The organism is Saccharothrix variisporea, assembly GCF_003634995.1.
Classification (GTDB): domain Bacteria; phylum Actinomycetota; class Actinomycetes; order Mycobacteriales; family Pseudonocardiaceae; genus Actinosynnema; species Actinosynnema variisporeum.
Genome location: NZ_RBXR01000001.1, coordinates 6,974,156 through 6,997,574, shown reverse-complemented (window position 1 = coordinate 6,997,574; position 23,419 = coordinate 6,974,156). Strand labels below are relative to the sequence as shown.

25 protein-coding genes are annotated in these 23,419 nt (G+C 71.4%); 5 read left to right on the top strand and 20 right to left on the bottom strand.

Annotated features, from left to right (window positions below):
• Nucleotides 1-4: 4 nt before the first annotated feature.
• From DFJ66_RS31970 to thyX, 3 genes are all read right to left on the bottom strand, one after another.
• Nucleotides 5-1,453: a serine/threonine-protein kinase gene (locus tag DFJ66_RS31970; RefSeq protein ID WP_121226722.1), complete on the bottom strand. Its 1,449-nt coding sequence runs from the start codon at nucleotides 1,451-1,453 to the stop codon at nucleotides 5-7.
• A 99-nt stretch (nucleotides 1,454-1,552) separates the two neighbouring features.
• Entirely contained in the window at nucleotides 1,553-1,945 is a 393-nt protein-coding gene (locus DFJ66_RS31965) for an ACT domain-containing protein (RefSeq protein ID WP_121226720.1), read from the bottom strand.
• Nucleotides 1,946-1,951: 6 nt separating this feature from the next.
• The gene (gene thyX, locus DFJ66_RS31960; RefSeq protein ID WP_121226718.1) at nucleotides 1,952-2,704 is read right to left on the bottom strand and encodes an FAD-dependent thymidylate synthase; all 753 of its coding nucleotides are present in this window, start codon (nucleotides 2,702-2,704) and stop codon (nucleotides 1,952-1,954) included.
• Nucleotides 2,705-2,737: 33 nt separating this feature from the next.
• On the opposite strand from thyX, the gene DFJ66_RS31955 reads away from it, so the two are divergent.
• Genes DFJ66_RS31955 through DFJ66_RS31945 form a run of 3 tightly spaced genes read left to right on the top strand, consistent with a single transcriptional unit; the run spans nucleotide 2,738 to nucleotide 4,713 of the window.
• Nucleotides 2,738-3,259, top strand: a complete 522-nt coding sequence (locus tag DFJ66_RS31955) for an O-acetyl-ADP-ribose deacetylase (protein WP_121226716.1) — start codon at nucleotides 2,738-2,740, stop codon at nucleotides 3,257-3,259.
• 48 nt (nucleotides 3,260-3,307) lie between these two features.
• Nucleotides 3,308-3,823, top strand: coding sequence for a toxin-antitoxin system HicB family antitoxin (locus DFJ66_RS31950; RefSeq protein ID WP_121226714.1), 516 nt, complete (start codon nucleotides 3,308-3,310; stop codon nucleotides 3,821-3,823).
• 11 nt (nucleotides 3,824-3,834) lie between these two features.
• Complete coding sequence (locus DFJ66_RS31945) at nucleotides 3,835-4,713, top strand: DUF4097 family beta strand repeat-containing protein (protein WP_246029982.1); 879 nt, start codon at nucleotides 3,835-3,837, stop codon at nucleotides 4,711-4,713.
• Between the two features lie 82 nt (nucleotides 4,714-4,795).
• Here DFJ66_RS31945 and DFJ66_RS31940 read toward each other — a convergent pair whose 3' ends face one another.
• The 3 genes from DFJ66_RS31940 to DFJ66_RS31930 are packed head-to-tail and all read right to left on the bottom strand — an operon-like array spanning nucleotide 4,796 to nucleotide 8,115.
• Nucleotides 4,796-6,004, bottom strand: coding sequence for a hypothetical protein (locus tag DFJ66_RS31940; RefSeq protein ID WP_121226710.1), 1,209 nt, complete (start codon nucleotides 6,002-6,004; stop codon nucleotides 4,796-4,798).
• A 24-nt stretch (nucleotides 6,005-6,028) separates the two neighbouring features.
• Complete coding sequence (locus tag DFJ66_RS31935; RefSeq protein WP_121226708.1) at nucleotides 6,029-7,234, bottom strand: winged helix-turn-helix domain-containing protein; 1,206 nt, start codon at nucleotides 7,232-7,234, stop codon at nucleotides 6,029-6,031.
• On the bottom strand, nucleotides 7,231-8,115 hold the full coding sequence (locus tag DFJ66_RS31930) for an EamA family transporter (protein ID WP_121226706.1): 885 nt from the start codon (nucleotides 8,113-8,115) through the stop codon (nucleotides 7,231-7,233). The genes DFJ66_RS31935 and DFJ66_RS31930 overlap by 4 nt, the downstream gene beginning before the upstream one ends.
• 63 nt (nucleotides 8,116-8,178) lie before the next feature.
• Here DFJ66_RS31930 and DFJ66_RS31925 point away from each other — a divergent pair, with 63 nt between their 5' ends.
• Nucleotides 8,179-8,724 carry a GNAT family N-acetyltransferase gene (locus DFJ66_RS31925; protein ID WP_121226704.1) on the top strand — a complete coding sequence of 182 codons (546 nt, stop codon included), beginning with the start codon at nucleotides 8,179-8,181 and terminating at the stop codon, nucleotides 8,722-8,724.
• A 30-nt stretch (nucleotides 8,725-8,754) separates the two neighbouring features.
• On the top strand, nucleotides 8,755-9,252 hold the full coding sequence (locus tag DFJ66_RS31920; RefSeq protein WP_211351643.1) for a YqaA family protein: 498 nt from the start codon (nucleotides 8,755-8,757) through the stop codon (nucleotides 9,250-9,252).
• Here DFJ66_RS31920 and DFJ66_RS31915 read toward each other — a convergent pair.
• From DFJ66_RS31915 to DFJ66_RS31850, 14 genes are all read right to left on the bottom strand, one after another.
• Nucleotides 9,200-9,580, bottom strand: coding sequence for a PRC-barrel domain-containing protein (locus DFJ66_RS31915; protein WP_147459412.1), 381 nt, complete (start codon nucleotides 9,578-9,580; stop codon nucleotides 9,200-9,202). The genes DFJ66_RS31920 and DFJ66_RS31915 overlap by 53 nt on opposite strands.
• Nucleotides 9,581-10,137: 557 nt before the next feature.
• A complete protein-coding gene (locus tag DFJ66_RS31910; RefSeq protein ID WP_121232038.1) occupies nucleotides 10,138-10,593 on the bottom strand; it encodes a tetratricopeptide repeat protein in 456 nt (151 codons plus the stop codon).
• A 26-nt stretch (nucleotides 10,594-10,619) separates the two neighbouring features.
• Nucleotides 10,620-11,375, bottom strand: a complete 756-nt coding sequence (gene dapB, locus DFJ66_RS31905) for a 4-hydroxy-tetrahydrodipicolinate reductase (protein ID WP_121226698.1) — start codon at nucleotides 11,373-11,375, stop codon at nucleotides 10,620-10,622.
• Nucleotides 11,372-12,676 (bottom strand): M16 family metallopeptidase, encoded by a 1,305-nt coding sequence (locus DFJ66_RS31900; protein WP_170200252.1) that lies wholly within the window; start codon nucleotides 12,674-12,676, stop codon nucleotides 11,372-11,374. The genes dapB and DFJ66_RS31900 overlap by 4 nt, the downstream gene beginning before the upstream one ends.
• Nucleotides 12,677-12,774: 98 nt before the next feature.
• Nucleotides 12,775-15,033, bottom strand: a complete 2,259-nt coding sequence (locus tag DFJ66_RS31895) for a polyribonucleotide nucleotidyltransferase (protein WP_121226694.1) — start codon at nucleotides 15,031-15,033, stop codon at nucleotides 12,775-12,777.
• Between the two features lie 244 nt (nucleotides 15,034-15,277).
• On the bottom strand, nucleotides 15,278-15,547 hold the full coding sequence (gene rpsO, locus DFJ66_RS31890) for a 30S ribosomal protein S15 (RefSeq protein ID WP_121226692.1): 270 nt from the start codon (nucleotides 15,545-15,547) through the stop codon (nucleotides 15,278-15,280).
• Between the two features lie 117 nt (nucleotides 15,548-15,664).
• A complete protein-coding gene (locus tag DFJ66_RS31885) occupies nucleotides 15,665-16,141 on the bottom strand; it encodes a 2'-5' RNA ligase family protein (RefSeq protein WP_121226690.1) in 477 nt (158 codons plus the stop codon).
• Between the two features lies 1 nt (nucleotide 16,142).
• Nucleotides 16,143-16,628, bottom strand: a complete 486-nt coding sequence (locus DFJ66_RS31880; protein WP_121226688.1) for a helix-turn-helix domain-containing protein — start codon at nucleotides 16,626-16,628, stop codon at nucleotides 16,143-16,145.
• Nucleotides 16,629-16,721: 93 nt separating this feature from the next.
• Nucleotides 16,722-17,648 carry a bifunctional riboflavin kinase/FAD synthetase gene (locus DFJ66_RS31875; RefSeq protein WP_121226685.1) on the bottom strand — a complete coding sequence of 309 codons (927 nt, stop codon included), beginning with the start codon at nucleotides 17,646-17,648 and terminating at the stop codon, nucleotides 16,722-16,724.
• Between the two features lie 43 nt (nucleotides 17,649-17,691).
• Nucleotides 17,692-18,234: a hypothetical protein gene (locus tag DFJ66_RS43080; RefSeq protein WP_170199776.1), complete on the bottom strand. Its 543-nt coding sequence runs from the start codon at nucleotides 18,232-18,234 to the stop codon at nucleotides 17,692-17,694.
• Nucleotides 18,235-18,335: 101 nt separating this feature from the next.
• Nucleotides 18,336-19,232: a tRNA pseudouridine(55) synthase TruB gene (gene truB, locus DFJ66_RS31865; RefSeq protein WP_121226681.1), complete on the bottom strand. Its 897-nt coding sequence runs from the start codon at nucleotides 19,230-19,232 to the stop codon at nucleotides 18,336-18,338.
• 11 nt (nucleotides 19,233-19,243) lie between these two features.
• On the bottom strand, nucleotides 19,244-20,563 hold the full coding sequence (locus DFJ66_RS31860; protein ID WP_121226679.1) for an MFS transporter: 1,320 nt from the start codon (nucleotides 20,561-20,563) through the stop codon (nucleotides 19,244-19,246).
• An 87-nt stretch (nucleotides 20,564-20,650) separates the two neighbouring features.
• Nucleotides 20,651-21,991, bottom strand: a complete 1,341-nt coding sequence (locus tag DFJ66_RS31855) for an MATE family efflux transporter (protein ID WP_121226677.1) — start codon at nucleotides 21,989-21,991, stop codon at nucleotides 20,651-20,653.
• A gap of 436 nt (nucleotides 21,992-22,427) precedes the next feature.
• Entirely contained in the window at nucleotides 22,428-23,417 is a 990-nt protein-coding gene (locus DFJ66_RS31850; protein ID WP_121226675.1) for a DHH family phosphoesterase, read from the bottom strand.
• Between the last annotated feature and the right edge of the window lie 2 nt (nucleotides 23,418-23,419).

The window sequence follows — 23,419 nt, the reverse complement described above, 5'->3', positions numbered from 1 at the left end:
CACCCTACTTCTTGGCGTGCACCTGCTCGCTGAGCTCGACCCGGTTCTTGTCCCAGAGCACGCAGAACACCTCGCGCGACCCCTTGGAGGAGGAGTAGCTCTCCTTCCACTCCCCCTGGGTGGGCACCACGGCGACGTAGCGCAGCTTGGCGTCCTTGCCCTCCAGCGGCACGCGGTCGGACTTGAAGACCAGCGAGCAGAAGTTCTCGGCGTACTTGCGCAGCCACTCCTCACCCGGGTACTCGACCTTGTCGGCGCTGCCGAACGGGCCGCCCTCCCAGAACACCTCGATGCTGTGCGCCTCGTCGCACTCGGCGCTGTTCACGCGCACGGAGGGGGCCAGGAAGTTGTCGCCGCAGTAGCCCGCGTTGAGCTTGAACTCCGGCAGCGTGCCGCCGCTGCCGAACGTCATCGTCTCGGCCATCGCGGCGGGCGGCTTGTCGGTGAACAGCCACCGGTCGACCATGACGCCCAGGACCAGGAACGCCACCGCGCCGACCGCCGCCAGGCCGGTGAGCAGCGGTTTCACCCACGGCTTGCGCGGCGGCGCGGCCAGGCTCGGCGGCTGGTACTGCATGGTGGGCCCGCCGGGACCGGCGAACCCGGACGGCGGGGTCGGCTGGGCCACCGCGCGGTCCAGCATGGCGCGGGCCTGCGGTCCGGTGAGGCGGGCGTTCGGGTCGGGCATGAGCAGGCCCGTGATCACCGCGCCGAGCGCGCCGTGCGCCCTGGTCAGGCGGGGCATCTCGTTCATGATCGCGTGCAGCGTGGACGCGGTGGACGAGCGCTCGTAGGGGTTGAGGCCCTCGACGGCGTAGCACAGCGTCGCGCCCAGCGCCCACAGGTCGGAGGCGGGCGAGGCCTCGTGGCCGTGGATGCGCTCGGGCGACATGTAGGCGGGCGAGCCGATGAGGCTGCCGCTGGTGGTCAGGCGCGGGTCGTCCATGGCCTGGGCGATGCCGAAGTCGGTCAGCTTGACCCGGCCGTTGGGCTGGACCATGAGGTTGCCGGGCTTGACGTCCCGGTGCACGATCCCGGCCTTGTGCGCGGTCTCCAGGGCGGACAGGGCCTGCAGCGCGATGGAGATCACCCGGTCCTGCGGCATCGGGCCGGACTGGGCGATGATCGTGGACAGCGTGGCCGCCTCGACCAGCTCCATGACGATGTAGGTCATGCCGTTCTCGGCGACCACGTCGAACACGGTGACCACGGCGGGGTCGTTGAGCCGGCCCGCGGTGCGCGCCTCGCGCAGCACCCGCTCTTCCAGCACCCGGCGCTCCTCGGCCGCGATGCCGTCGGGCAGGTGCAGCTCCTTGATCGCGACCTGGCGCCCGATCACGTTGTCCTGCGCCCGCCACACCACGCCCATGCCGCCGCGGCCCAGCTCGCCGAGCAGGGTGTACCTGCCCGCGATCACGCGTGGTTGGGCGCTCACACCCTGGGGACCTGTCACCGTTGCGCCAACTCCTCGAAGCCTGAACCGGCCGAACGCTACTTCAGACCGCCGCCGAGCCCGTCCGGTTTCACGGATTCGTGACTTGTCCCGCGGTGCTCAGGTCGGCAGGTGGACCTCGTGGCCGGAGTTGCGCAGGGCCTGCGTGGCGCGGCCCAGGTCGGCGGACTTCACCAGCAGGTGGTCGGTGTCGTAGGTCGACAGGGCGAACAGGCTCACGCCCGCCGCGGCCAGTTCACCCGACAGCGCCGCCATGATGCCCGTCAGCGTGAACTCCAGCGGTCCGCGCACGGTCAGCAGCCGCCACTGGGCCTGGGCGTCGCCGGTGTCGGGCGCGTGCTCGCTCGGGCACACGATGGACAGCTCGTCCGGCGTGCGGGTCACCGACACCAGGCCGCTCTGGTCCAGCAGACCGGGCGGGACGGCGGCGTCGGCGGGCAGCCGCGCGACCGTGTACTCCCCCGGCTGGACGTCGACGATCAGCCGCTTCACGGGCGCTCAGCCCTCGGTGACCAGCGGGCTGGACGCGACCTCGGTGCCGTCGGACAGCGAGGAGATGGTGAAGTCGGCGAACACGTTGGCCGCCGCCTTCTGCAGCTGGCGCAGGCACTCGACGGCCAGGGCGCGGATCTCGACGTCGGCGTGCTCGGTGGCCCGCATGGCGATGAAGTGCCGCCACGCCCGGTAGTTGCCGGTCACGACGATGCGCGTCTCGGTGGCGTTGGGCAGCACCGCGCGGGCGGCCTGGCGGGCCTGCTTGCGGCGCAGGGTGGCGCTGGGGACGTCGGAGAACTTCTTCTCCAGGCCCTTGAGCAGCTCGGTGTAGGCGTCCACGCTGGCCTGGGTGGCCTTGAGGAACAGCTCGTGCAGCTCGGGGTCGGCGGCGATGACGTCCGGCTCGACCATGGCGGCGTTGCGCTCGGGCACGTACCGCTGCGAGAGCTGGGAGTAGCTGAAGTGGCGGTGCCGGATCAGCTCGTGGGTGAGCGACCGGGACAGGCCGGTGAAGTAGAAGCTCACGCTGCCGTGCTCGAGCACGGACAGGTGGCCGACCTCGATGATGTGCTTGATGTAGCCGGCGTTGGTGGCCGTCGCGGGGTTCGGCTTGGTCCACGACTGGTAGCACGCGCGCCCGGCGAACTCGGCCAGCGCCTCGCCGCCGTCGGCGTCGGTGGACCACGGGACGTCCGCCGGGGGGAAGAACTCCGTCTTCGCGATCAACTGCACCTTCGGCGACACCGTCTCAGCCATGCCGGGAACCCTAACTCATCAGAATTAGGCCGCATGGAGCAGATATCGCTGACCTTGGGAGACATCACCGAGCAGGACGTGGACGTCGTGGTGAACGCCGCCAACTCGTCGCTGCTGGGCGGTGGCGGCGTGGACGGGGCCATCCACCGGAAGGGTGGTCCGGAGATCCTGGCCGAGTGCCGGAAGCTGCGTGCCGGGCACTACGGCAAGGGGCTCAGGGCCGGGCAGGCGGTGGCGACGACGGCCGGGCGGCTGCCGGCGCGGTGGGTCGTGCACACCGTGGGACCGGTGTGGTCGGCGACCGAGGACCGCTCCGAGGTGCTGGCGGACTGCCACCGCAACTCGCTGCTGGTCGCGCACGAGCTGGGTGCGGCGAGCGTCGCTTTTCCCGCCATCTCGACGGGCATCTTCCGGTGGCCCGTGGAGGACGCGGCGACGGTGGCGGTGCGCGCGGTGCGGGAGGTGTTGCCGTCCGTTCCCGGCATCACGTTGGTGCGGTTCGTGCTGTTCGACCAGCGGGCGTTCGACGCGTTCGCCGCCGTGGTGTCATCGTGATGTCAGGTTTTCCTTGACTGGTGTCACACGCGGCGGCACAGTGGTGTCATGGATCTGTCGCCGTACATCGCGCAACTGCGTGAGGACCTCGCGACGGCCGCCTCCGCCGGAGACGACGACACGCGGCGCACCGCGGCCGTGCTGTCCGCCGCGCTGGAGCCGGCCGCTCGGCTGGCCCTCATGAACGCCCTGTCCGACCTGGCCGCGGAGGTGACCGTCGCGCTGGACGGTCCCGTCGTGCAGGTCCGGTTGGACGGCCGGGACGTCCAGGTGGTCGTCACCGGCGCGTCCTCCACCCAGGAGGACCACGAACCGGAGCCGCAGGAAGTTCCCCGGGCCACCGCCGGTGACGCCACGCGCATCACCCTGCGGCTGCTGGACGAGCTCAAGTCCAAGGCCGAGCAGGCCGCGGCGGCGCAGGGGATGTCGCTGAACACGTTCGTCGCGCAGGCCGTGCAGGGCGCGGTCGGCGGGCGGCGCGGGCACCACAAGAACTGGCACGACAAGCACCAGCCGCCCAAGGACGACAAGGGTTCCCGGGTGCGCGGCTGGGTGCAGGGCTAGAGGGGGACGCCGTGGAGTCGGAAGTCGTGCGACAGCAGAGCTTCGAGGTCGAGGGCGTGGTGGAGGTCGACATCGCCCTCATCGCCGGCCGCGTGCAGGTGCACCTGGTGGACGAACCCGGGGTGCACGTCGAGGTCCGGCACGAGAGCACGCCGGGCGACTCGTGGACCGCGGGCCTGACCGGCCTGCTGAGCTGGGTCAACGACCAGTTCGGCGCGAGCGGGGCGCCGGGGCCGACCGACGCCGTGCGGGACGCCCGGATCGAGCTGACCGGGCAGCGGGTGAAGGTGCAGTCGTCCAAGGCGCTGCCGCTGCGCGCGGTGCCGCTGGGCGTGACCGTGCGGGCCCCGGTCGGGTCGCACGTGATCGCCAAGTCCGGCGCGGCGGACGTGACCGTGACCGGCGCGGCCGGCCGCCTGGAGATCAAGACCGGCACCGGTGACGTCACCGCGGACCGGGTCGACGGGTCGTCCCAGGTCGACTCGGGTTCGGGCAAGCTGCGTCTCGGCCCGATGCTGGGCGGCCTGCGGGCCAAGACCGGCAGCGGCGACATCGAGGTGTCGTCGGTGGCCGGCAACACGGTGCTCTACAGCGGCACCGGCCACGTGTGGCTGGGCGCGGTGCAGAACGACGTGCAGGTCCGCACCGGCAGCGGCGACGTCACCATCGCCGACGCCGCCGCCGGCCGCATCCAGCTGGGCACGGGCTCGGGCCACGTCCGCGTCGGCGTCCACCCGGGCGTGACGGCGGAAGTGGACCTCCTGTCCACCGCCGGCACGGCCCGCAGCGAGCTGGAAGTCTCCACCACCCCGCCGACCGACACCGCACCCCTGGTGATCACCGGCCGCACGGGCAACGGCAACGCCCTGGTGACGACCGCGACCACCTGACCGCGACCACCCGAGACCGGCCGCGGCGTGCGCACCCCCGATGCGCGCGCCGCGGTCGCGCTCCCGTCCTTGCCGACCGGTCTCAGCGCCCGACCCGCCACAGACGGCGGGCGAACGCCAGCACCTCGTCCAGCTCTGGATCAGGGGGCGCGAAGTCAGCCACTGACCACACGTGTGGCAACAGCCGCCGCGCGCGCTCGCGGGGTTCCGGGCCGTCGACCCCCTGCTCGGCGGTCAACCCGGCACGCAGGAACGCCACCACCGCGTCGAAGTCCTCAGGTCGGGTCTCGTGCCGCAGCCTCGCCCGGAGGAGGCGGTGGACCGAGAACGAGTCCCCCACACGGCGGACCAGGCCGTGGCGGACAAGGACGCCAAGCGTCGGGGTGAAGCCCTTGAACAACGTGCTCATCAGGTCGATGGGAATGTCCTCCGGGCCGAGCAGGGCGGCGAGTCTCAGCACTGCCAACACCGCCGGCTCCGACTCCTGGGCGCGAACGATGGAAAGGTCCCACGCGGTGGCCACGGTGTGCGGGTAGCCGACGACCTCGCCGGCCGGCGGCAGTGCGCCCCGCGCGCGCAGGAGGTCCAGGTAGTCGGCCGGCGGGGTGGCGGTTTCCTCCAGGTACGCGGCGGCTTGGGCGAGGCCCAGGGGTAAGTCGCCCATCAGGTCGGCGAGGGCGTCAGCGTGAGCGTCGGCGATCTCGACCCGTTTGCGCAAGAACGCCACGGAGTCGGCGCGCGGCAGGGTGTCGAGGTCTACCACGTTGCCCAGGGCGCCGAAGCCGGTGTTGCGGGTGGTGATCAGGACGTGGCCGCCCGGCGGCAGGTGCGGGTGCAGGGTGCCGGCGCGTTCGGCGTTGTCGAAGACCACCAGCCAGTCCGAGCCCTCGGCGAGCAGCGACCACAGGCGGGGCAGGGCGTGTTCGTCCTCGGGCACGCCCAGGGCCGCCGCCAGGCGGACCAGGTGACCCGGCACCAGGTCCGGCTGCTCGGCGGGCACCCACCACGCCACCCGGTAGTCCGCGGCGTGCCGGTGCGCGTACTCGATCGCCGTCTGGGACTTGCCCACGCCACCCAGCCCGCGCAGGGAGTGCACTGCCACCACGCCGGTCGACAGCGCCGAACGGATGCGCGCCGACACCTCGCCGCGGCCCGTGAAGTTCGGGTTGCGGGGCGGCACGTTCCACACCCGGTCGGGTACGCCACCGGTCGGGGCGTGGACGACGGTCAGGTCGCCGCCTGCCTGGTAGACGTGGCTACCGCCGTGTGCCTCGCCGTGCTGACGCGTCACCCCGTGGACTGTAGACCGACTTGCTCACCGCACCACCGCCTTCAGCGCGGGTGCCAGGTCGCCGCGCGGGGTCACCGCCACCTTGTCCAGTTCCAGCCAGTCGGCCATGTGCCGCAGTTCGGCCGCCAGCTCCACCGCGACCCGGCCGACGTCCGCGGTGGGCTCGGAGTACGCCGCCTGCACGCGCAGCACGCCCGCCTGCCGGTCGGCCTTCAGGTCCACGCGCCCCACCAGGTGGCCGTCCAGCAGGAACGGGAACACGTAGTACCCGTGCACGCGCTTGGCCGCCGGCACGTAGATCTCGATGCGGTAGTAGAAGCCGAAGATGCGCTCTGTTCGGTCGCGTTCCCAGATCAGCGGGTCGAACGGGCACAGCAGCGCCCGCCCGGTCACCGCGCGCGGGACCCGGGCGGAGGTGTGCCGGTAGCCGACCGACGTCCAGCCCTGCACCTGCACGGGTTCCAGCACGCCCTCCTCGACCAGCTCCTGCACGGCCTGCCGGCTGCGGGCCGGGGCCAGGCGGTAGTAGTCGCGCAGGTCGGGCTCGGTGGCGACGCCCATCGCCGTGGCCGCCCGCGCCACCAGCTCGCGCGCGCCCTCCTCCGGGGTGACGCGGCGGGACAGCACCTCCGGCGGCAGCACGCGCTCGGTGAGGTCGTACAGGCGCTCGAACCCGCGCCGCGTGCCGGTGGTCAGCTGGCCGGACCCGAACAGGTACTCGCAGATCTTCTTGACCTCCGACCAGTTCCAGCCCCAGTGGTCCTTGCGCCGCGGCCCGCCGCCGGCCAGCGCCTTCTCGATCGCGCCCGCGCCCATCGGCCCGAGTTCCTTGACCACGGCCAGGATGTCGTCCACCAGGCCCGGGTCGCGCTCGGCGATCGACGTGTAGTTGTGCCACCAGCCCGGCCGCTTGGCGCCGGACTGCAGCAGCGGCCAGTCCTCGACCGGCACCAGGCTCGCCTCGTGCGCCCAGTACTCCACCAGCATGCGCGGCTTGCGCGCGCTGTGGGACCAGGCCGCCTCGTCGACCAGCGACGGTGTGTACGCCCCGAGCCGGCTGAACACGGGCATGTAGTGCGCGCGCACGGCGACGTTGACCGAGTCGAGCTGGATCAGCTGGACGCGCGACAGCACCCGCTGGAGGTGCCGCCGCGTGGGCGGCGACGCGGGCTGCGGGTCGGCGAAGCCCTGGGCGCCCAACGCGATCCGGCGGGCGACGTCCGCACTCATCTTCTGCACGGTTCGGATGTTCCCACGGGGGTACGACACTTCCGCTCGGCCCGCACGACGAGCACCACCGCGACCACCACCAGCAGGCCGCCCACCAGCTGAACCGCCCCGAACCGCTCGTCCGCCAGCCACACCCCGAGCAGCACCGCGATCACCGGGTTCACGTACGCGTAAGTCGCCACCGTCGACACCGGCAGCTGCCCCAGCACGTAAACGTACGAGCTGAACGCCAACAGCGACCCGAACACCACCAGGTAGCCCCACCCGAACCACGACGTCGTCGACACCGCGTCGACGTCCAACCGCTCACCGGACGCCAGCCCGACGACCGTCAACGCCACGCCACCCGCCACCATCTCCACGGCGGACAACGCGAACGGGTTCGCCGGCACCGGCAGCCGCCCGCTCAGGTAGGTCCCCAACGCCCACCCGAACGCGGCCAACAGCACCAACCAAGGCCCCCACCACGACGACCCGCCCACGTCGTGCAGCAACAGCACACCAAGCCCCACCAGCCCGACGACCACGCCCACGTACGTCACCGCCGGCGGCCTTTCACCACCCAACCGCCGCATGACGACCACGTACAACGGCACCGACGCCACCAACAACGCCGCCAACCCCGACGCCACGGACTGCTCCGCCAGCACGACCAACCCGTTGCCCCAAGCCGGCAACAGCAACCCCAACAACACCCCGGTGCCCACCTGTGGCCACGTCATCCGCATCCGACGCCCCACCACCAGCGCCAGCACCACCCCCGCCACCAGGAACCGCAACCCGCCCGACAACAGCGGCGGCATGGTCTCGATGCTGAACTTGATGGCCAGGTACGTAGACCCCCACACGACGTACACGACACCCAGTGCTGCCCAACGCATACCCGCACGCTTTCACGGGACACCCGTCCGGTTCACGCGGGTTTCGGCCACTAGGGTTCTCCCATGGCCGACGCCGCAGTGCGGGCAGCGACGCCCGACGACGTCCAGGAGATCGCCCGCATCCACCGGGAGACCTGGCGCACCGCCTACCGCAGCCTGCTGCCGGACGAAGTCCTGGGCAGCCTGGGCGACACCACCCAGGCCTGGGCCGAGGCGGTGGAGGAGAACCAGGTCCTGGTCGCGACCGAGGGCACGTGGCTGGTCGGCTACTGCGTGGCCGGCACCGCGCCGGAGGAGGAGGTCGCCCGAGCCGACGGCACCCTCCCCGACGACGCCGCCACCACCGCCCTGGTCAGCGTCCTCGTGGAACCGCGTTGGGGCAGAAGGGGACACGGCGGACGCTTGCTCGCCACGGCCGCGAAAACCCTGCGTGACAAGGGGAACACGCGCGGTATCGCATGGATCCCGGAAGCCGACCGCGCCTCCACGGCCTTCTACGCCAAGGCGGACTGGGCGGCCGACGGCACCGTGCGCACCCTCGACGCCGGCGGGCGACCGTTGCGCGAAATCAGGGTTTCCGGGGGGTTGACCCTACTGCTGGAGCCGTGAGGGGTTGCTAGCCTCGAAGAGGTGTGGGCACTGCTGGGGTGGCTCGGCCTGACGTTCGGCGTGGCGTTCGGGTCGGCGATCATCCCCCTCATCAGCATCGAGGTCTTCGTCATCGGCCTCGTCACGCAGCAGCCCCACATCTCGTGGTGGTGGATCGGACTCGCGGTCGCGGTCGGCCAGGTCCTGGGCAAGATGTTCTACTTCCTGGCCGCACGGGGCTCCCTGCGCTTACCGGCGTTCATGCACCGCAAGCCCAAGGAGAAACGACCGTCCCCGCGCCGCGAGAAGTGGAAGGCGCGCCTGGACAGCATCAGGGACCGGTGCCACCGCCATCCGCACTGGATGTTCGGCACGCACGCGGTCAGCTCGGTGGTCGGCTTGCCGCCGTTCATGTTCACCACGGTGTTGGCCGGCTTGGCGGGCATGTCCTCGTGGCTGTTCATCACCACCGGCATGGTCGGCAGGTTCGCGAGGTTCAGCGTCCTCGCCGCGTCGCCCGGTCTGATGGCGGGCTGGCTGCTCCACTAGCCGCCGCGGGTCGAGCCCTGCGCACCAGCCGCTGCTGCGGCACGCTCAACCCGTAGTGGTCGTGCAGCCGGGCGTGGTCCACTTCGGACACCTCGGCCCCCACCGGCGGGGCGTCCTCGATCTCCCTCTTGTCGACCGGCACCACGACCCGCCGATCCCGCACCTGAGCCCCGCGGATGGGCACGAGCGTGGTGGCGTGGTCGGTACGCACAGTCGCCCACAGGGGACGCCCGCCGTCCATCCAGAGCTCCGCCACGGTGCCCACGCGCTCACCGTGACGGTCAAGCAGGTCGCAGTCGTAGAGGCGGTCCACCGCTGTTCGGTCCATGCCTATGCGGCTACCCGTGTCCGGCACTGATCGCACCCGGAACCACTCCGAAGAGTGACCCCCGAATGCCACACAACCCACCCCCCACCGCGCCGCAGGCGCACGCCCGCAGGGCGGCAAGCTTTTCGCCGTGCTGCCAAGCCCACGGGAAGGGCCTCGGTTTCGTTCCCCCGTCCGGCCTGGGCGCAGCCCAACCGCGCTTGGCCCGTTTCCGCAACCAGCTTTACCGGTTGCGGAAACGGGCCAAGGGTGGTTGCCTCCGGCAGGCCGGACGGGGGAACGAGACCGACGCCCTTCCACCCCCGGGGGCCTGCCCAGCGGCGAGCGTCGCTTTTAGCTTTTGATCTTTCGCGCGCTAGCGCTAGCGCGCTCAAGCGCGGAGCGAGTCAGCCCAGCGCGACGGCCACACCGAGGGCGGCGGCGATCAGCAGGCAGGCGACGGTCAGCCGCAGGTTCTGGCAAGTCTTCCCCACAGCCACCAAGTTACCGACGTCCGACCGGACAAACCAAGGCGAGAGCCCGGAAACACCGGATGAACTCCATCTCACCCGAATGCTTCACGCCCGATTCGTCGGCACTTGGAATAGCTCGATCGCCTTCCGCATGGTCTCCCGGGCCCGCCCCCGGTCCCCCGCCAGGTCGTAGGCCTGGGCCAGCAGGAACCACCGCCGCCAGTCCTCGGGCGACGCCTCCACCTCGGCCCGCCGCGATTCGAACCACGCATCCGCGGCCTCACGGTCCACCCGCCCCGAAGGCCTGCGCGGCAGGGAAGACGTGTCCAGCAGCCCGCCCTCGTCCGCCAGCACCCGCGCCATGCGCTCGGTGACGAACCCGAACCGCAGGTTCGTCCACGCCACCCACGCGCCGATCAGCGGCAGCACCAGCACGCCGATCCCGAGCCCGACGCCGACCGGGTCGCCCGTGCCCATCAGCACGAACGCCCGGCCGCCGAGCAGCACGAAGTACACCGCCAGCGCGGCGGTGATCAGGAAAGCGACGGTACGAGTCTTCACGGGACGGTTCTTCACGGGACGGGTCTTCACAGGTCCATGTACTTGTCGAGCCCGACCGACAGACCCGGGTGAGCAGCCACCGAGCGCACCCCCAGCAGCACACCGGGCATGAACGACGTCCGGTCCAAGGAGTCGTGACGCAACGTCAGCGTCTCCCCTTCCGTGCCGAACACGACCTCCTGGTGGGCGATCATCCCGGCGATCCGCAGCGAGTGCACCCGCACCCCGCCGACCACCGTCCCGCGCGCGCCGTCAGCCTCGGACGTGGTCGCGTCGGGCATGGCGCCCAACCCGGCCGCCGCCCGCGCCTCGGAGATCAGCCGGGCCGTGTGGGCTGCCGTACCGGACGGGGCGTCCAGCTTGCGCGGGTGGTGCAGCTCGATGACCTCGGCGGAGTCGTAGTACTTCGCCGCCAGTTCCGCGAAGCGCATCGACAGCACCGCGCCGATGGCGAAGTTCGGCGCGATGAGCACGCCGACCGACGTCCCGGTGAGCCACTCGGCCACCGAGGCGAGCCGCTCCTCCGAGAACCCGGACGTCCCGACCACCGCGTGGATGCCGTGCGAGACGCAGAACCGCAGGTTGTCCATCACCACGTCGGGGTTGGTGAAGTCCACGACGACCTGGACGCCGGCGTCGACCAGCGCCTCCAGCGAGTCGCCCGCGTCGACCTTCGCCACCACCTCCAGGTCGGACGCCGCCTCGACCGCGCGGCACACCTCCGACCCCATCCGACCCTGCGCGCCGAGCACGCCGACACGGATCGCGGAACCCTGACTCAAGAGATCACCTCGTGCACCTGGGACGGCAAATCGTCGGCGTGAGCGTAAGGGCCGACCACCGCGGCGGCGACGGGGCGTCGCAACAGCTCCCGGGCCAGCACGGCGACGTCCTCACCGGTCACCTCGTCGATGCGGGCCAGCGTCTGCTCCACCGACAGGTAGTCGCCGTAGTTCAGCTCCCCCTTGCCGATCCGCGACATCCGCGAGCTGGTGTCCTCCAGCCCCAGCACAAGGCCGCCGCGCAACTGGCCCTTGCCGCGCGCCACCTCGGCGTCGGTCAGGCCACCGGAAGCGACCACCGACAGCACGTCCCGCACGACCCCGGCGACGTCGCCGAGCCGGTCCGGCTGGCAGCCCGCGTAGACCGACCACGTGCCGGTGTCCGCGTACATGCCGACCGACGAGTACACCTGGTAGGCCAGCCCGCGCCGCTCCCGGACCTCCTGGAACAGCCGCGAGGACATCCCGCCGCCCAGGGCCGCGTTCAGCACGTTGAGCGCGAACCGCCGCTCGTCGTGCCGGTCCAGCGCCCGCACGCCCAGCATCAGGTGCGCCTGCTCGGTGTCGTCGCTGTGCAGCACCAGCTTGCGCGACGACGCGATCCGCGCCCGTCCGGTGCGCGGCGCGACGGGCGTCCCGGTGCGCTCCAACCGGGTCCCGATCTGCTTGCGCGCCAACCGCATCACGTGGTTGTGGTCGATGTTCCCGGCCACCGCCAGCACCATCCGCGGCAGCGTGTAGCGGCGCTTGTAGAACCCGAACAGCGCGTCCCGCTCCATGTCCTGGATGGACCGCTCGGTGCCCAGCACGGACCGCCCCAGCGCGTGCTCGCCGAGCAGCGCGTCGAGGAAGGCGTCGTGCAGCAGGTCCTCGGGGTCGTCGTCGCGCATGGCGATCTCTTCGAGCACCACACCGCGTTCGGTCTCGAAGTCACGCGGCTCGCACAGCGCCTCGAACACCACGTCGCACACGAGGTCCAGCGCCAGCGGCAGGTCCTCGTCCAGCACGTGCGCGTAGTAGCAGGTGTGCTCCTTGGCGGTGAACGCGTTCAGCTCGCCGCCCACGGCGTCGATCTCCTCCGCGATCGCCGCGGCCGACCGGTTCGCCGTGCCCTTGAACAGCAGGTGCTCCAGGTAGTGCGCCGCGCCGGCGACCTCGGGCCGCTCGTCGCGCGACCCGACCTGCACCCACAACCCCACCGACGCCGACCGCACGCCCGGGATCTGCTCGGTGATCACGCGCAAGCCCGAGGGCAACACGCTGCGGCGCACCGTCACGCCGGCGTCGCTGCTCTCCAGCAACCGGGTGCTGCCCGGCCGCTGGAGGTGCCCGAGCTTGCCGCTAAGCGGACGGCCGCGAGTGCTCGAAGCACCCGCGGCCGTCCCGTTGACCCGTCCGGTCACTGCGCCGGGGCCTCCGCGGCCTCGGTGGCAGCGGCCTCGGCCGGAGCGCCTTCGGCCGGCGCGTCGGCCGCCGGAGCGGCGTCAGCGTCCTCGTTGACCAGCACGAGGCTGATCTTGCCGCGCTGGTCGATGTCCGCGATCTCGACGCGGAGCTTGTCGCCGACCTTGACGACGTCCTCGACCTTGCCGATGCGCTTGCCGTTGCCCAGCTTGGAGATGTGGATCAGGCCGTCCTTGCCCGGCAGCAGCGAGACGAACGCGCCGAACGCCGCGGTCTTGACCACGGTGCCCAGGAAGCGCTCGCCCACCTTCGGCAGCTGCGGGTTCGCGATGGCGTTGATCATGCCGATCGCCGCCTCGGCGGACGGGCCGTCCGCCGCGCCGACGTAGATCGTGCCGTCGTCCTCGATGGAGATGTCGGCGCCGGTCTGCTCGGTGATCGAGTTGATCATCTTGCCCTTGGGCCCGATGACCTCGCCGATCTTGTCGGTCGGGATCTTGACCGACGTGACGCGCGGCGCGAACGGGCTCATCTCGTCCGGGCGGTCGATGGCCTCGGCCATGACCTCCAGGATGGTCAGGCGCGCGTCGCGGGCCTGGCCCAGGGCCGCGCCGAGCACCTCGGACGGGATGCCGTCGAGCTTGGTGTCCAGCTGGAGCGCGGTGACGAACTCCTTGGTGCCGGCGACCTTGAAGTCCATGTCGCCGAACGCGTCCTCGGCACCGAGGATGTCGGTCAGCGCCACGTACTCGGTCTTGCCGTCGACCTCGTCGGACACCAGGCCCATGGCGATGCCGGACACCGGCGCCTTCAGCGGCACACCGGCGTTGAGCAGCGACATGGTGGACGCGCAGACCGAGCCCATCGAGGTGGAGCCGTTGGAGCCCAGCGCCTCGGAGACCTGGCGGATCGCGTAGGGGAACTCGTCGCGCTTGGGCAGCACGGGCACCAGCGCCCGCTCGGCCAGCGCGCCGTGGCCGATCTCGCGCCGCTTCGGCGAGCCGACGCGGCCGGTCTCACCGGTGGAGAACGGCGGGAAGTTGTAGTGGTGCAGGTAGCGCTTGTGCGTCTCCGGGGACAGCGAGTCGATCTGCTGCTCCATGCGCAGCATGTTCAGCGTGGTGACACCCAGGATCTGGGTCTCGCCGCGCTCGAACAGCGCCGAGCCGTGCGCCCGCGGGATGATCTCGACCTCGGCCGACAGCGACCGGATCTCGGTCAGGCCGCGACCGTCGATGCGGACCTTGTCGCGCAGGATGCGCTGGCGGACGAGCTTCTTGGTCAGCGAGCGGAACGCGGCGCCGACCTCCTTCTCGCGGCCCTCGAACTGCTCGGCGAGCTTGTCCAGCACCGACGCCTTGATCTCGTCGAGCTTGGTCTCGCGCTCCTGCTTCGGGCCGATGGTCAGCGCCTGCGCCAGCTCGGCCGACGCCGCCGCCTCGACGGCCTCGAACGCGTCCGGCTGGTAGGCCGGGTAGGTCGGGAACTCGGCGGTCTCCTTCGCGGCGACCTGCGCGAGCTGCGCCTGGGCCTCGCACAGCACCCGGATGAACGGCTTGGCCGCCTCCAGGCCCGCCGCGACGACCTCCTCGGTCGGCGCCTGCGCGCCCTCCGCGACCAGGTCGATCACGTTCTCGGTGGCCTCGGCCTCGACCATCATGATCGCGACGTCGTCACCCACGACCCGGCCGGCGACGACCATGTCGAACACGGCCTTCTCCAGCTGCTCGTGGGTGGGGAACGCCACCCACTGGCCCTCGATCAACGCCACCCGGACGCCGCCGATGGGACCGGAGAAGGGCAGGCCGGCCAGCTGCGTGGACGCGGACGCGGCGTTGATCGCCACCACGTCGTACAGGTCGGCCGGGTTCAGGCTCATCACCGTGATGACGACCTGGATCTCGTTGCGCAGACCGTCCACGAAGGACGGGCGCAGCGGCCGGTCGATCAGGCGGCAGGTCAGGATCGCGTCGGTCGACGGGCGACCCTCGCGGCGGAAGAACGAGCCGGGGATGCGGCCCGCGGCGTACATGCGCTCCTCGACGTCCACCGTGAGGGGGAAGAAGTCGAAGTGCTCCTTGGGGTGCTTCGACGCGGTCGTCGCCGACAGCAGCATGGTCTCGTCGTCCAGGTAGGCGACGACCGTGCCCGCGGCCTGGCGAGCCAGGCGACCGGTCTCGAAGCGGATGGTGCGGGTGCCGAAGCGCCCGTTGTCGATCACGGCGGAAGTCTCGTGGACCTCGGTGTCCGTCATATGCAGATGCTCCTCGTCATGCGGTCCGCAAGCGCGTACGGGCGCGGGGTCGCGGTCCGGACGAGGCCGGTCTTCGATCGAAGTCCCCTGGGTTTGTCCTGGCCAGGGGGCCACTACCGAGGACCGGCGAACTGTCGTCCCGTGCGCCGCGCGTGCGTTGCGTCCCTATCCTCTTTGTTTCGTTGTAGTGCTGGTACTGCACCGAGGGGGAGCGACCGGACCGGTCACTCCCCCTCGGCCGTGGTCACCGGCGCAGGCCGAGCCGCGAGATCAGCGACCGGTAGCGCTGGATGTCGACCTTCTGCAGGTAGTTGAGCAGCCGGCGGCGACGGCCGACCAGCAGCAGCAGACCACGACGCGAGTGGTGGTCGTGCTTGTGCTGCTTGAGGTGCTCCGTCAGGTCGGCGATGCGCTTGCTCAGCAGCGCGACCTGGGCCTCGGCGGAGCCGGTGTCCTTGTCGTGGACGCCGTACTCGGCGAGGATGGTCTTCTTCTGTTCGGTGGTCAGTGCCACGTTCCTGCTACTCCTTGTACCCGGGTGATGTTCCGTGCGGCCCCCGTTGCCGGGGGTAGTCGGTCTTGGCCGCCACGGACCGCAGCCAGACCCAACTGTCGAGGTTACCAGCAGTCGCTAGTCCGGGGCGTTCGACGTGCTCAAGGGCACCCTGTCGAGCACCTCGTACCCCGTGGCGGGGTCGCTGCGGACCAGCACCACCTCACGCACGGTCCACTCACGACCCGTGAACTCCACGTGCGGCCAACGCATGCGCATGCCCCTGGGGCGGGCGACCGTCAGATGTGGACGCCACTGGTCGAGCGGCGTCCCGGCGGCCTCGGCGAGCGGTTCGAGCGGCCCCTCGACCCCGATCCAGAGCACCGCGCGGAAGAACCCGGACCCGGCCAGGCGCACGGTCGGCGCGGTCAGCCCGCGGAACGCGTCGAGCTGGTCACCGGGCTCGGCGTCGTCGCCGTGGAAGCGGAGCGTGACGTGCCAGCGCTCGGGCGCGACCCAGCGCAGGTCCGTGTTGGCCGCGCGGACCGGCGCCAGGGCTTCGGTCAGCTCCTCGACCACCTCGGCGGGCGGGAAGACGCCGGTGAACAGGCGCACGTCAGCCGTCGCGCCCCTTGCCCGCGCGGCGCAGCAGGTCGGCCAGCGCCGGGAAGTCGTCGCGCAGCATGTCGGCGGCCTGGGACAGCTCCCGCCGGTCGGCGATGCGCCGCAGGTAGGGGAACACCACGGCCTCGTCGTCCGCGCCGTTGACCGGCAGCGAGTCGCGGCCGACCATCGGCTTGGAGTCGCGCACCTCGTCCAACGCGCGCTGGAGGGCCTCCGGGGCGCCGGTGGCCACGTCCGGGGTGAGGACCTTGCGCTCCAGCATGATCATCCGCGCCAGCACGGACGGGTTGCCGATCTTGGCGCGCCGGCCGCTCATGACCTGGCTGAGCATGGGCGCGCTGATCCCCAGCACGTCGGCGAGCTGGGCCTGGGACACGTTGAAGGCGACCACCAACCGGCGCACCCGGTCCCCCAGGGGCTCCCCGTACCACTCGCGCTGCAACGCGAGGTTGCGCTGGACGATCTTGTGGTCCTCCACCTTCGCCTCTCCCCTGACCGGCTTGGACGTGACAGGCATCTTGCCAGGTGGACGGTTGCGGCACGGGCGGTTCCACCCAGCTAGCCCAAACGCTCACGCCAGCAGCCCGCGGGCCTCTTCCACGTCCTTGTGCATCTGGACCAGCAGCTCGTCGACGCTGTCGAACTTCTCCATGCCGCGCAGCCGCTCGACGAAGTCCAGCGCGACCCGCTGGCCGTAGAAGTCCTCGTCCACGTCCAGGACGAACGCCTCGACCCGCCGCTCCCGGCCGCTGAAGGTCGGGTTGGTGCCCACGGACACGGCCGCCTTGAGCCGCCGGCCGTCGGAGTGCACGAACCAGCAGGCGTAGACGCCGTCGGCCGGGACCGCGGCGAACCGCGTGGTCGACAGGTTCGCGGTGGGGAAGCCCAGCTCCTTGCCGCGCCCGTCGCCGCGCACCACGATGCCCTCCAGCCGGTGCGGTCGGCCCAGCGCGTGCGCCGCGGCCTTCACGTCACCGGCGTCGATGCACGCCCGGATGTAGGTGGACGAGTACGTCACGCCGTCGTCGGTCACCAGGTCCGCCCCCTCGGTCACGAAACCGAACCGCTGCCCGAGCCGCCGCAGCAGCTCCACGTTGCCCAACGCCTTGCTGCCGAACGTGAAGTTCTCCCCGACCACGACGGCCGCCACGTGCAGCTGCTCCACCAGCACCTCGTGCACGAACTCGTCGGCCGGCATCCGCGACACCTCGAGGGTGAACGGGATGACGCAGAACACGTCCACGCCGAGCTGCTCGACCAGTTCGCTGCGCCGGCGCAGGGAGGTCAGCTGGGCGGGGTGGCTGCCGGGCCGGACGACCTCGGACGGGTGCGGGTCGAAGGTCATCAGCACGCACGGGACCTGCTTCTCGCGGGCGATCGCCACCGCGCGGCCGATGAGCGCCTGGTGCCCGCGGTGCACCCCGTCGAACACGCCGATCGTCACGACGCAGCGACCCCAGCCGCCCGGAAGGTGTTCCAGCCCTCGCCACCGTTGCACGCCGGGAAGCCTAGCCGCGGGCGGTCCGCCGCGAGGGGCGGACTCAGCGGTCCCCGTCGAGGCGAACGTCACGACCCGCCTGGTACACCGTGCCGCCGTCGTGGGCGGTGGCGCTCTGGTTGACGGTATTGCCGTAGTTGATCTTGCCGTGCAGTTGACCCACCTGGATGACGGGCCCGACGTTGTTGCCGGTGCTGTGGTTGTAGTAGACGGTGGTCTGCGGCGCCGGCTGCGGTGCGGTCGCGGCCGGAGGGGGCTCGGCGGCCGCGGTCGCGGCCGGCGCGGGCTGTGGTGGGGCGGCAGGTGGCTCGACGGCGGGCTCGGCGGCAGCGGGTGGGACCGCGGCAGCGGCCGGGGCCGGGACTGCGGCAGCGGGCGGGACCGCGGCAGTGGCCTGGGAGGTGACCTCGCGGTGGCGCTGGTCGGCGCGTTGGGCGGCGATCCCGATGCCCACGCCGAGCGCGGTCAGCAAGCCCACGCCCACCCAGGCCAGCGCGTTGTCCGCCAGGTCGGTGGCCACGTTGATGACGACCCCGGTGGCCGAGGTCACGACGCCGGCCGCGGTGGGCCACACCCATCTCGCCATGCACCCACCGTAGTCGGACGACCCCGTTCCGAGTACCGCCAAGGGCGGTTTCAGGGCAACCCGTCCCCAGCCGGCGCCGATGTCACCCGTACGGCGGAACCTCAACCCGCCGGCGTCAGCACCACGAGCGGCTTGGCGATCGGGCCCTCGTCCTTGGCCAGCGCCACCACGTGGCCGTCCGGGCCGAACACGCCGTAGGTGCCCTCCATGCCACCCGCCGGCAGGCGCTGGCCGTGCGACAGCGCGACCGCCTCGCGCGGCGCGATCTCCCGGCGCGGGAACGCCTTCGCCACGGCGTCGTCCAGCGACAGCGACAGCCCCGGCTGCTCGGCGAGCTGGTCCAGGGTGCGCGCCACCCGCAGGTCGAACGGGCCGACGCGGGTGCGGCGCAGGGCGGCCAGGTGACCGCCGACACCCAGGTCCGCCCCGAGGTCGCGGGCCAGCGCCCGGACGTAGGTGCCCGACGAGCACTCGACCATCACGTCCAGCTCGGTGGCGTCGCCCTCGCGCCGGATCGCCAGCACGTCGAAGCGGTACACGGTCACCGGCCGCGCCGGGATCTCCACCGCCTCACCGGCCCGCACCCGGGCGTAGGCGCGCTTGCCGTCGACCTTCACCGCGGACACCGCGCTGGGCACCTGCTGGATGGCACCGGTCAGCTTGGCCACGCCCGCGCGGATCGCGTCCTCCGGCACCGCCGAAGCGTCCGAAGTGGACAGGACCTCGCCCTCGGCGTCGTCGGTCGTGGTGGCCGCGCCGAGCCGGATGGTGGACAGGTAGGCCTTGCTGTCCAACGCCAAGTGGCCCAACAGCTTCGTCGCCCGCTCGACGCCGAGCACGAGGACGCCGGTCGCCATCGGGTCGAGCGTGCCCGCGTGCCCGACCTTGCGGGTGCCGAGGATGCGGCGGACCTTCGCCACGACGTCGTGCGACGTCATGCCCTCGGGTTTGTCGACGACGACGAGACCGGGCTGCACAGCGGAAGATGATGCGGACACGACCGGACATCTTAGGCCGACGCGAGCGCGTCCCAACGCCGGCGACGGATCTGCACCGGGACCTGCTCGCCCCGGTCCTCGGCGGCGAACACGGCGGCCCGCGCCCGACGCCACCACACGGCCGTCCGCCACACGCCCAGCACCAGCACCGCGACCACGGACAGGAACGCGATCCGGTAGGCCTGCGCGGCGGGCATCGCGGGCAGCAGGTCCAGCACCACGCCCACCACCAGGGCGGAGAACGTGATCGCGCCGAACCCGCCGACGTTGGCCACGCCGGTCGCCGTGGACACCCGGTGCAGCGGGTTGTAGTCGCGCACCAGCGCGAACGCCACGCCGGACGCCGGGTTCCCGAACGCCAGCACCGCGAACACCGCGTAGAGCAGAGGCGTCGGCAGGACCCCGCCGGGCCAGCCCAGCAGCACCGCCCAGCACACCAGCGCCGCCGCGAGGTAGCCGCCGACGATCGGCATCCGCCACTCCGGCTTGCGCGCGATGACCGCGCCCATCACCGGCCCCGACCCGATCGCCACCAGCACCAGCACGCTCAGCACGGCCGAGGCCTGCGGTCGGCTCAGGCCCTGCGCCTCGACCAGGTACGGGAAGCCCCACAGCAGGCCGAGCAGCGCGGGCGCGGACATGGACGTGAAGTGCACCCAGAACCCGAGCCGCGTCCCCGGCACCCGCCACGCGGAGGCGACCCGCTTGGCGACCGTCCGCAACGGCACCGCCTCCACCATCGGCGGCGTCACCCCTTCAGGTACTTCGCGGACCCGCCACAACACCACGGCCGAGTAGGCGGCGGTGGCCAGACCGGCGGCGAGGAACGTGACCGTCCAGCCCGCCCCCTTGAGCGACAACGTCAGCGGCACGGTGGCGATGAGGTTGCCCGCGCCACCCAGAGCCGCCGACAACGTCATCACCACGCTGAACCTGCGCGGCGGGAAGTGCGCGGCGGCCAGCCGCAGCACGCTGACCCACGTCATCGCGTCGCCCACGCCGAGCACCGCCCGCGCGGCCAGCCCGAGCGGGTAGGACTCGGCCAGCGCGAACATGAGCTGACCGGTGCCCATGAGCAGCGCGGCGGCGGTGAGCACGCGGCGCGGGCCGAACCGGTCGACCAGCAGGCCGGTGGGGATCTGCATCAGGGCGTAGAGCCCGATCTGGAGCACGGTGAACGTGCCGAGGGCGGCCGGTCCGACGTGGAACCGGTCGGCGGCCTCCAGCCCGGCGACGCCGAGCGAGGTGCGGTGGAAGAGGGCGGCGACGTAGACGACGACGGCGGTGGACCAGATCAGCCACGCTTGCTTCGTGGCACGATCGACCGGCAAGACTGTCAGCTCCTCGGCGTTGCGTGCGGCGGCACCCCTTCCATCCCCAAACACTTGCCTAGTGTTAACGATTCCGGTACGTGGGTCTCACCACACCGCTCCCACCTGCGCCCACCTGCCAGAACGCGTCCGGAGCAAGATCGTCACCAAGCGCAGCACCATGAACGCGGACAGTCCGGACCAGATGCCCAGCAGCCCCCACCCGAACGCCGACGACAGCCAGATCAGCGGCAGGAACCCCAGCGCCGCCGACAGCAGCGTGGCCGTCCTGAGGAACCGGGCGTCCCCCGCGCCCAGCAGCACCCCGTCCAGGGCGAACACCACCCCGGCAACCGGCTGCAACGCCACGAAGAACCACCAGGCGTGCGGCACCTCGCCCAGCACTGCGGCGTCCGAGGTGAACAACCCGGGGATCACCCCGGCCAGCGCCGCGAACACAACCCCCAGCACCACCCCGAACACCAGCCCGTAACCGGTGATCTGCCAGGCGAACCGCTTGGCCTCCTCGGGTCGCCCGGCACCCAGGGCCTGCCCGACGATCGCCTGCGCCGCGATGGCAAGGGAGTCGAGCACCAACGCCAGGAACGTCCACAGCTGCAGCACGATCTGGTGCGCCCCGACCGCCGCCACCGACGTCCGAGCCGCCACCGAGGCCGCCGAGATGAAACAGGCCTGGAACGCCAACCCCCGCAGCACCAGGTCCCGCCCCAGCCCGAGTTGAGCCCGCATCAGTGTCGGCTGCGGCTTGAGCGGCACCCCTTCGACCTTCAACGCACGGAAGAACAACCCGGCGGAGATGACCTGGGCCACCACGTTGGCGACCGCACTGCCTTCCAGCCCCCACCCGGCCCAGTACACGAGCACCGGGCACAAGATCGCGGACACCCCGTTGCCCAGCAGGACGTACCGGAGGGGCCGAACGGTGTCCTCCACCCCACGCATCCACCCGTTGCCCGCCATCGTGACGAGGACGAACGGAGCCCCCAGGACCGCGATCCGCAACCAGGCCACCGCCTGCGCCGCAACTTCGTCCCCACCCAGCACCCGAGCGGCAGGCCACGCCAACGCCTGCCCCACCAGCACCGCGAGCACCCCGGCCAGCAACGCCAACCAGGTCGCCTGCACCCCTTCCTGAACGGCATCCGCCCGCCGGCCGGCCCCGAAGAGCCGGGCAGCACGCGCGGTGGTGCCGTAGGAGAGGAAGGTCAGCTGGGAGGCGACTTGGGTGAACAACACGCCGCCTAGGGCGAGTCCGGCCAGCGGCAACGCTCCGAGGTGGCCGACCACGGCGGTGTCGACCAGCACGTAGAGGGGCTCGGCGGCCAACACTCCCAGCGCGGGTACCGCCAGGCCCACGACCCGCTTGGCGGACACCTGCTCGGCCACTCCTTCCTCCCCTCCTCGTCGTCCTCGTCCTCGTCCGGTCATCCCACCTTCTCATGCATCCCCGACACTTCCACCGCTCGGGGACCGCTCAGGGACCGCTGGGGCGCCGCCGGCTGGGCCTTTTCGCTTTTGAAGAAAGAAAAGCGACGCTCGCCGCTGGGCAGGCCCCCGGGGGGTGGGAAGGGCGTCGGTTTCTTTCCCCCGTACGGCCTGCCGGAGGCAACCACCCTTGGTCCGTTTGTGCAACCGGAAAAGCTGGTTGCACAAACGGACCAAGCGCGGTTGGGCTGCGCCCAGGCCGTACGGGGGAAAGAAACCGAGGCCCTTCCCGTGGGCTTGGCAGCACGGCTCGCGCCTGCGGCGCAAAAGCAGCGCGGACGGTGAGGGGTGGGGTGCGTGGGCTTGCGGCCGGCCGGGCCGAACAGCGGGCTGAGGTGGTGGGCGCGGCGGTGGTGCACTGCGGGGTGGAGGGTGGGCGCTAGGGGTGGCGGGTGATGGTGTCCAGGGCTTTGCGGAGGTTGGCCAGTACGTCCTTGGCCTCGCCCCTTGCGGTGAAGCCGGCTGCCAGGCGGTGGCCGCCGCCGCCCAGGAGTTGGGCCACCTCGCGAACGTCTACCTGCGAGACAGCCCGCAGCGACACCGACCAATAAGCCGGGCGAAGTTCCTTCAGCACGGCGGCGACTTCGGCTTCCGCAGTGGTGCGCACGAGGTCCACCACGCTCTCGACCTCTTCCGGGCGCAAGCCGTCCGCGTCCTCCAAGGTCACCACCGCGTGCACGAAACCCAGACCGCCGGCCCCCGCCGGCTCCAACGTGGCCCGCGACAGCACCTTGGCCAGCATCCCCAAATAGCCGAAGGGATGAGAATCCATCAAAGGCCGGGCAACAGCCTCGGCATCCACCCCGGCGTCCAGCAACCTGGCCGCGACCAAGTGGGTAGCCGAAGAAGCGTGCCGGAAAGACCGGGTATCGGTCACCAAGCCCGCATAAACGCATCGGGCCACGGGCTCGTCCAACTCGACGCCCAGCTCGTCCAACAACCGCAGCACCACCAGCGCGGTCGCCTCGGCGGTGTCGTCGATGACGTTCACCGTGCCATAGCCCGGATTCGACACGTGGTGGTCCAGCACCACCACGGCCCTGGCCGTGTCGACGCGGTCCGCCAACGGGCCGAGGCGCTTCACCGAACCGGTGTCCAGTGCCACCAGCACCTCGGGAGCCGCGGGCACGGCGGAGGCGGGCACGAGCAGGCCAGCCACGTCCAGGTCCCGCAGGGTCTCCGGCACCTCGTCGGGTGCGCCGAACGACACCTGCACCTTCTTGCCCATCCGGTGCAGGACCAGGCCCAGGGCCAGGGCGCTGCCCAGCGCGTCGGCGTCCGGGTTCACGTGGGCCAGCAGGGTCACGTCGGTGGCGTCGGTCAGGGTCTTCGCGGCGGCCCGCAGGCAGGCGTTCAGGTCAGTGGACACGA

Coding starts and splice junctions, on each gene's coding strand:
- thyX (WP_121226718.1), bottom strand. CDS start 2,704: ATGGCTGAGACGGTGTCGCCGAAGGTGCAGTTGATCGCGAAGACGGAG.
- DFJ66_RS31955 (WP_121226716.1), top strand. CDS start 2,738: ATGGAGCAGATATCGCTGACCTTGGGAGACATCACCGAGCAGGACGTG.
- DFJ66_RS31950 (WP_121226714.1), top strand. CDS start 3,308: ATGGATCTGTCGCCGTACATCGCGCAACTGCGTGAGGACCTCGCGACG.
- DFJ66_RS31935 (WP_121226708.1), bottom strand. CDS start 7,234: ATGAGTGCGGACGTCGCCCGCCGGATCGCGTTGGGCGCCCAGGGCTTC.
- DFJ66_RS31930 (WP_121226706.1), bottom strand. CDS start 8,115: ATGCGTTGGGCAGCACTGGGTGTCGTGTACGTCGTGTGGGGGTCTACG.
- DFJ66_RS31925 (WP_121226704.1), top strand. CDS start 8,179: ATGGCCGACGCCGCAGTGCGGGCAGCGACGCCCGACGACGTCCAGGAG.
- DFJ66_RS31915 (WP_147459412.1), bottom strand. CDS start 9,580: ATGGACCGAACAGCGGTGGACCGCCTCTACGACTGCGACCTGCTTGAC.
- DFJ66_RS31895 (WP_121226694.1), bottom strand. CDS start 15,033: ATGACGGACACCGAGGTCCACGAGACTTCCGCCGTGATCGACAACGGG.
- DFJ66_RS43080 (WP_170199776.1), bottom strand. CDS start 18,234: ATGGCGAGATGGGTGTGGCCCACCGCGGCCGGCGTCGTGACCTCGGCC.
- DFJ66_RS31855 (WP_121226677.1), bottom strand. CDS start 21,991: ATGACCGGACGAGGACGAGGACGACGAGGAGGGGAGGAAGGAGTGGCC.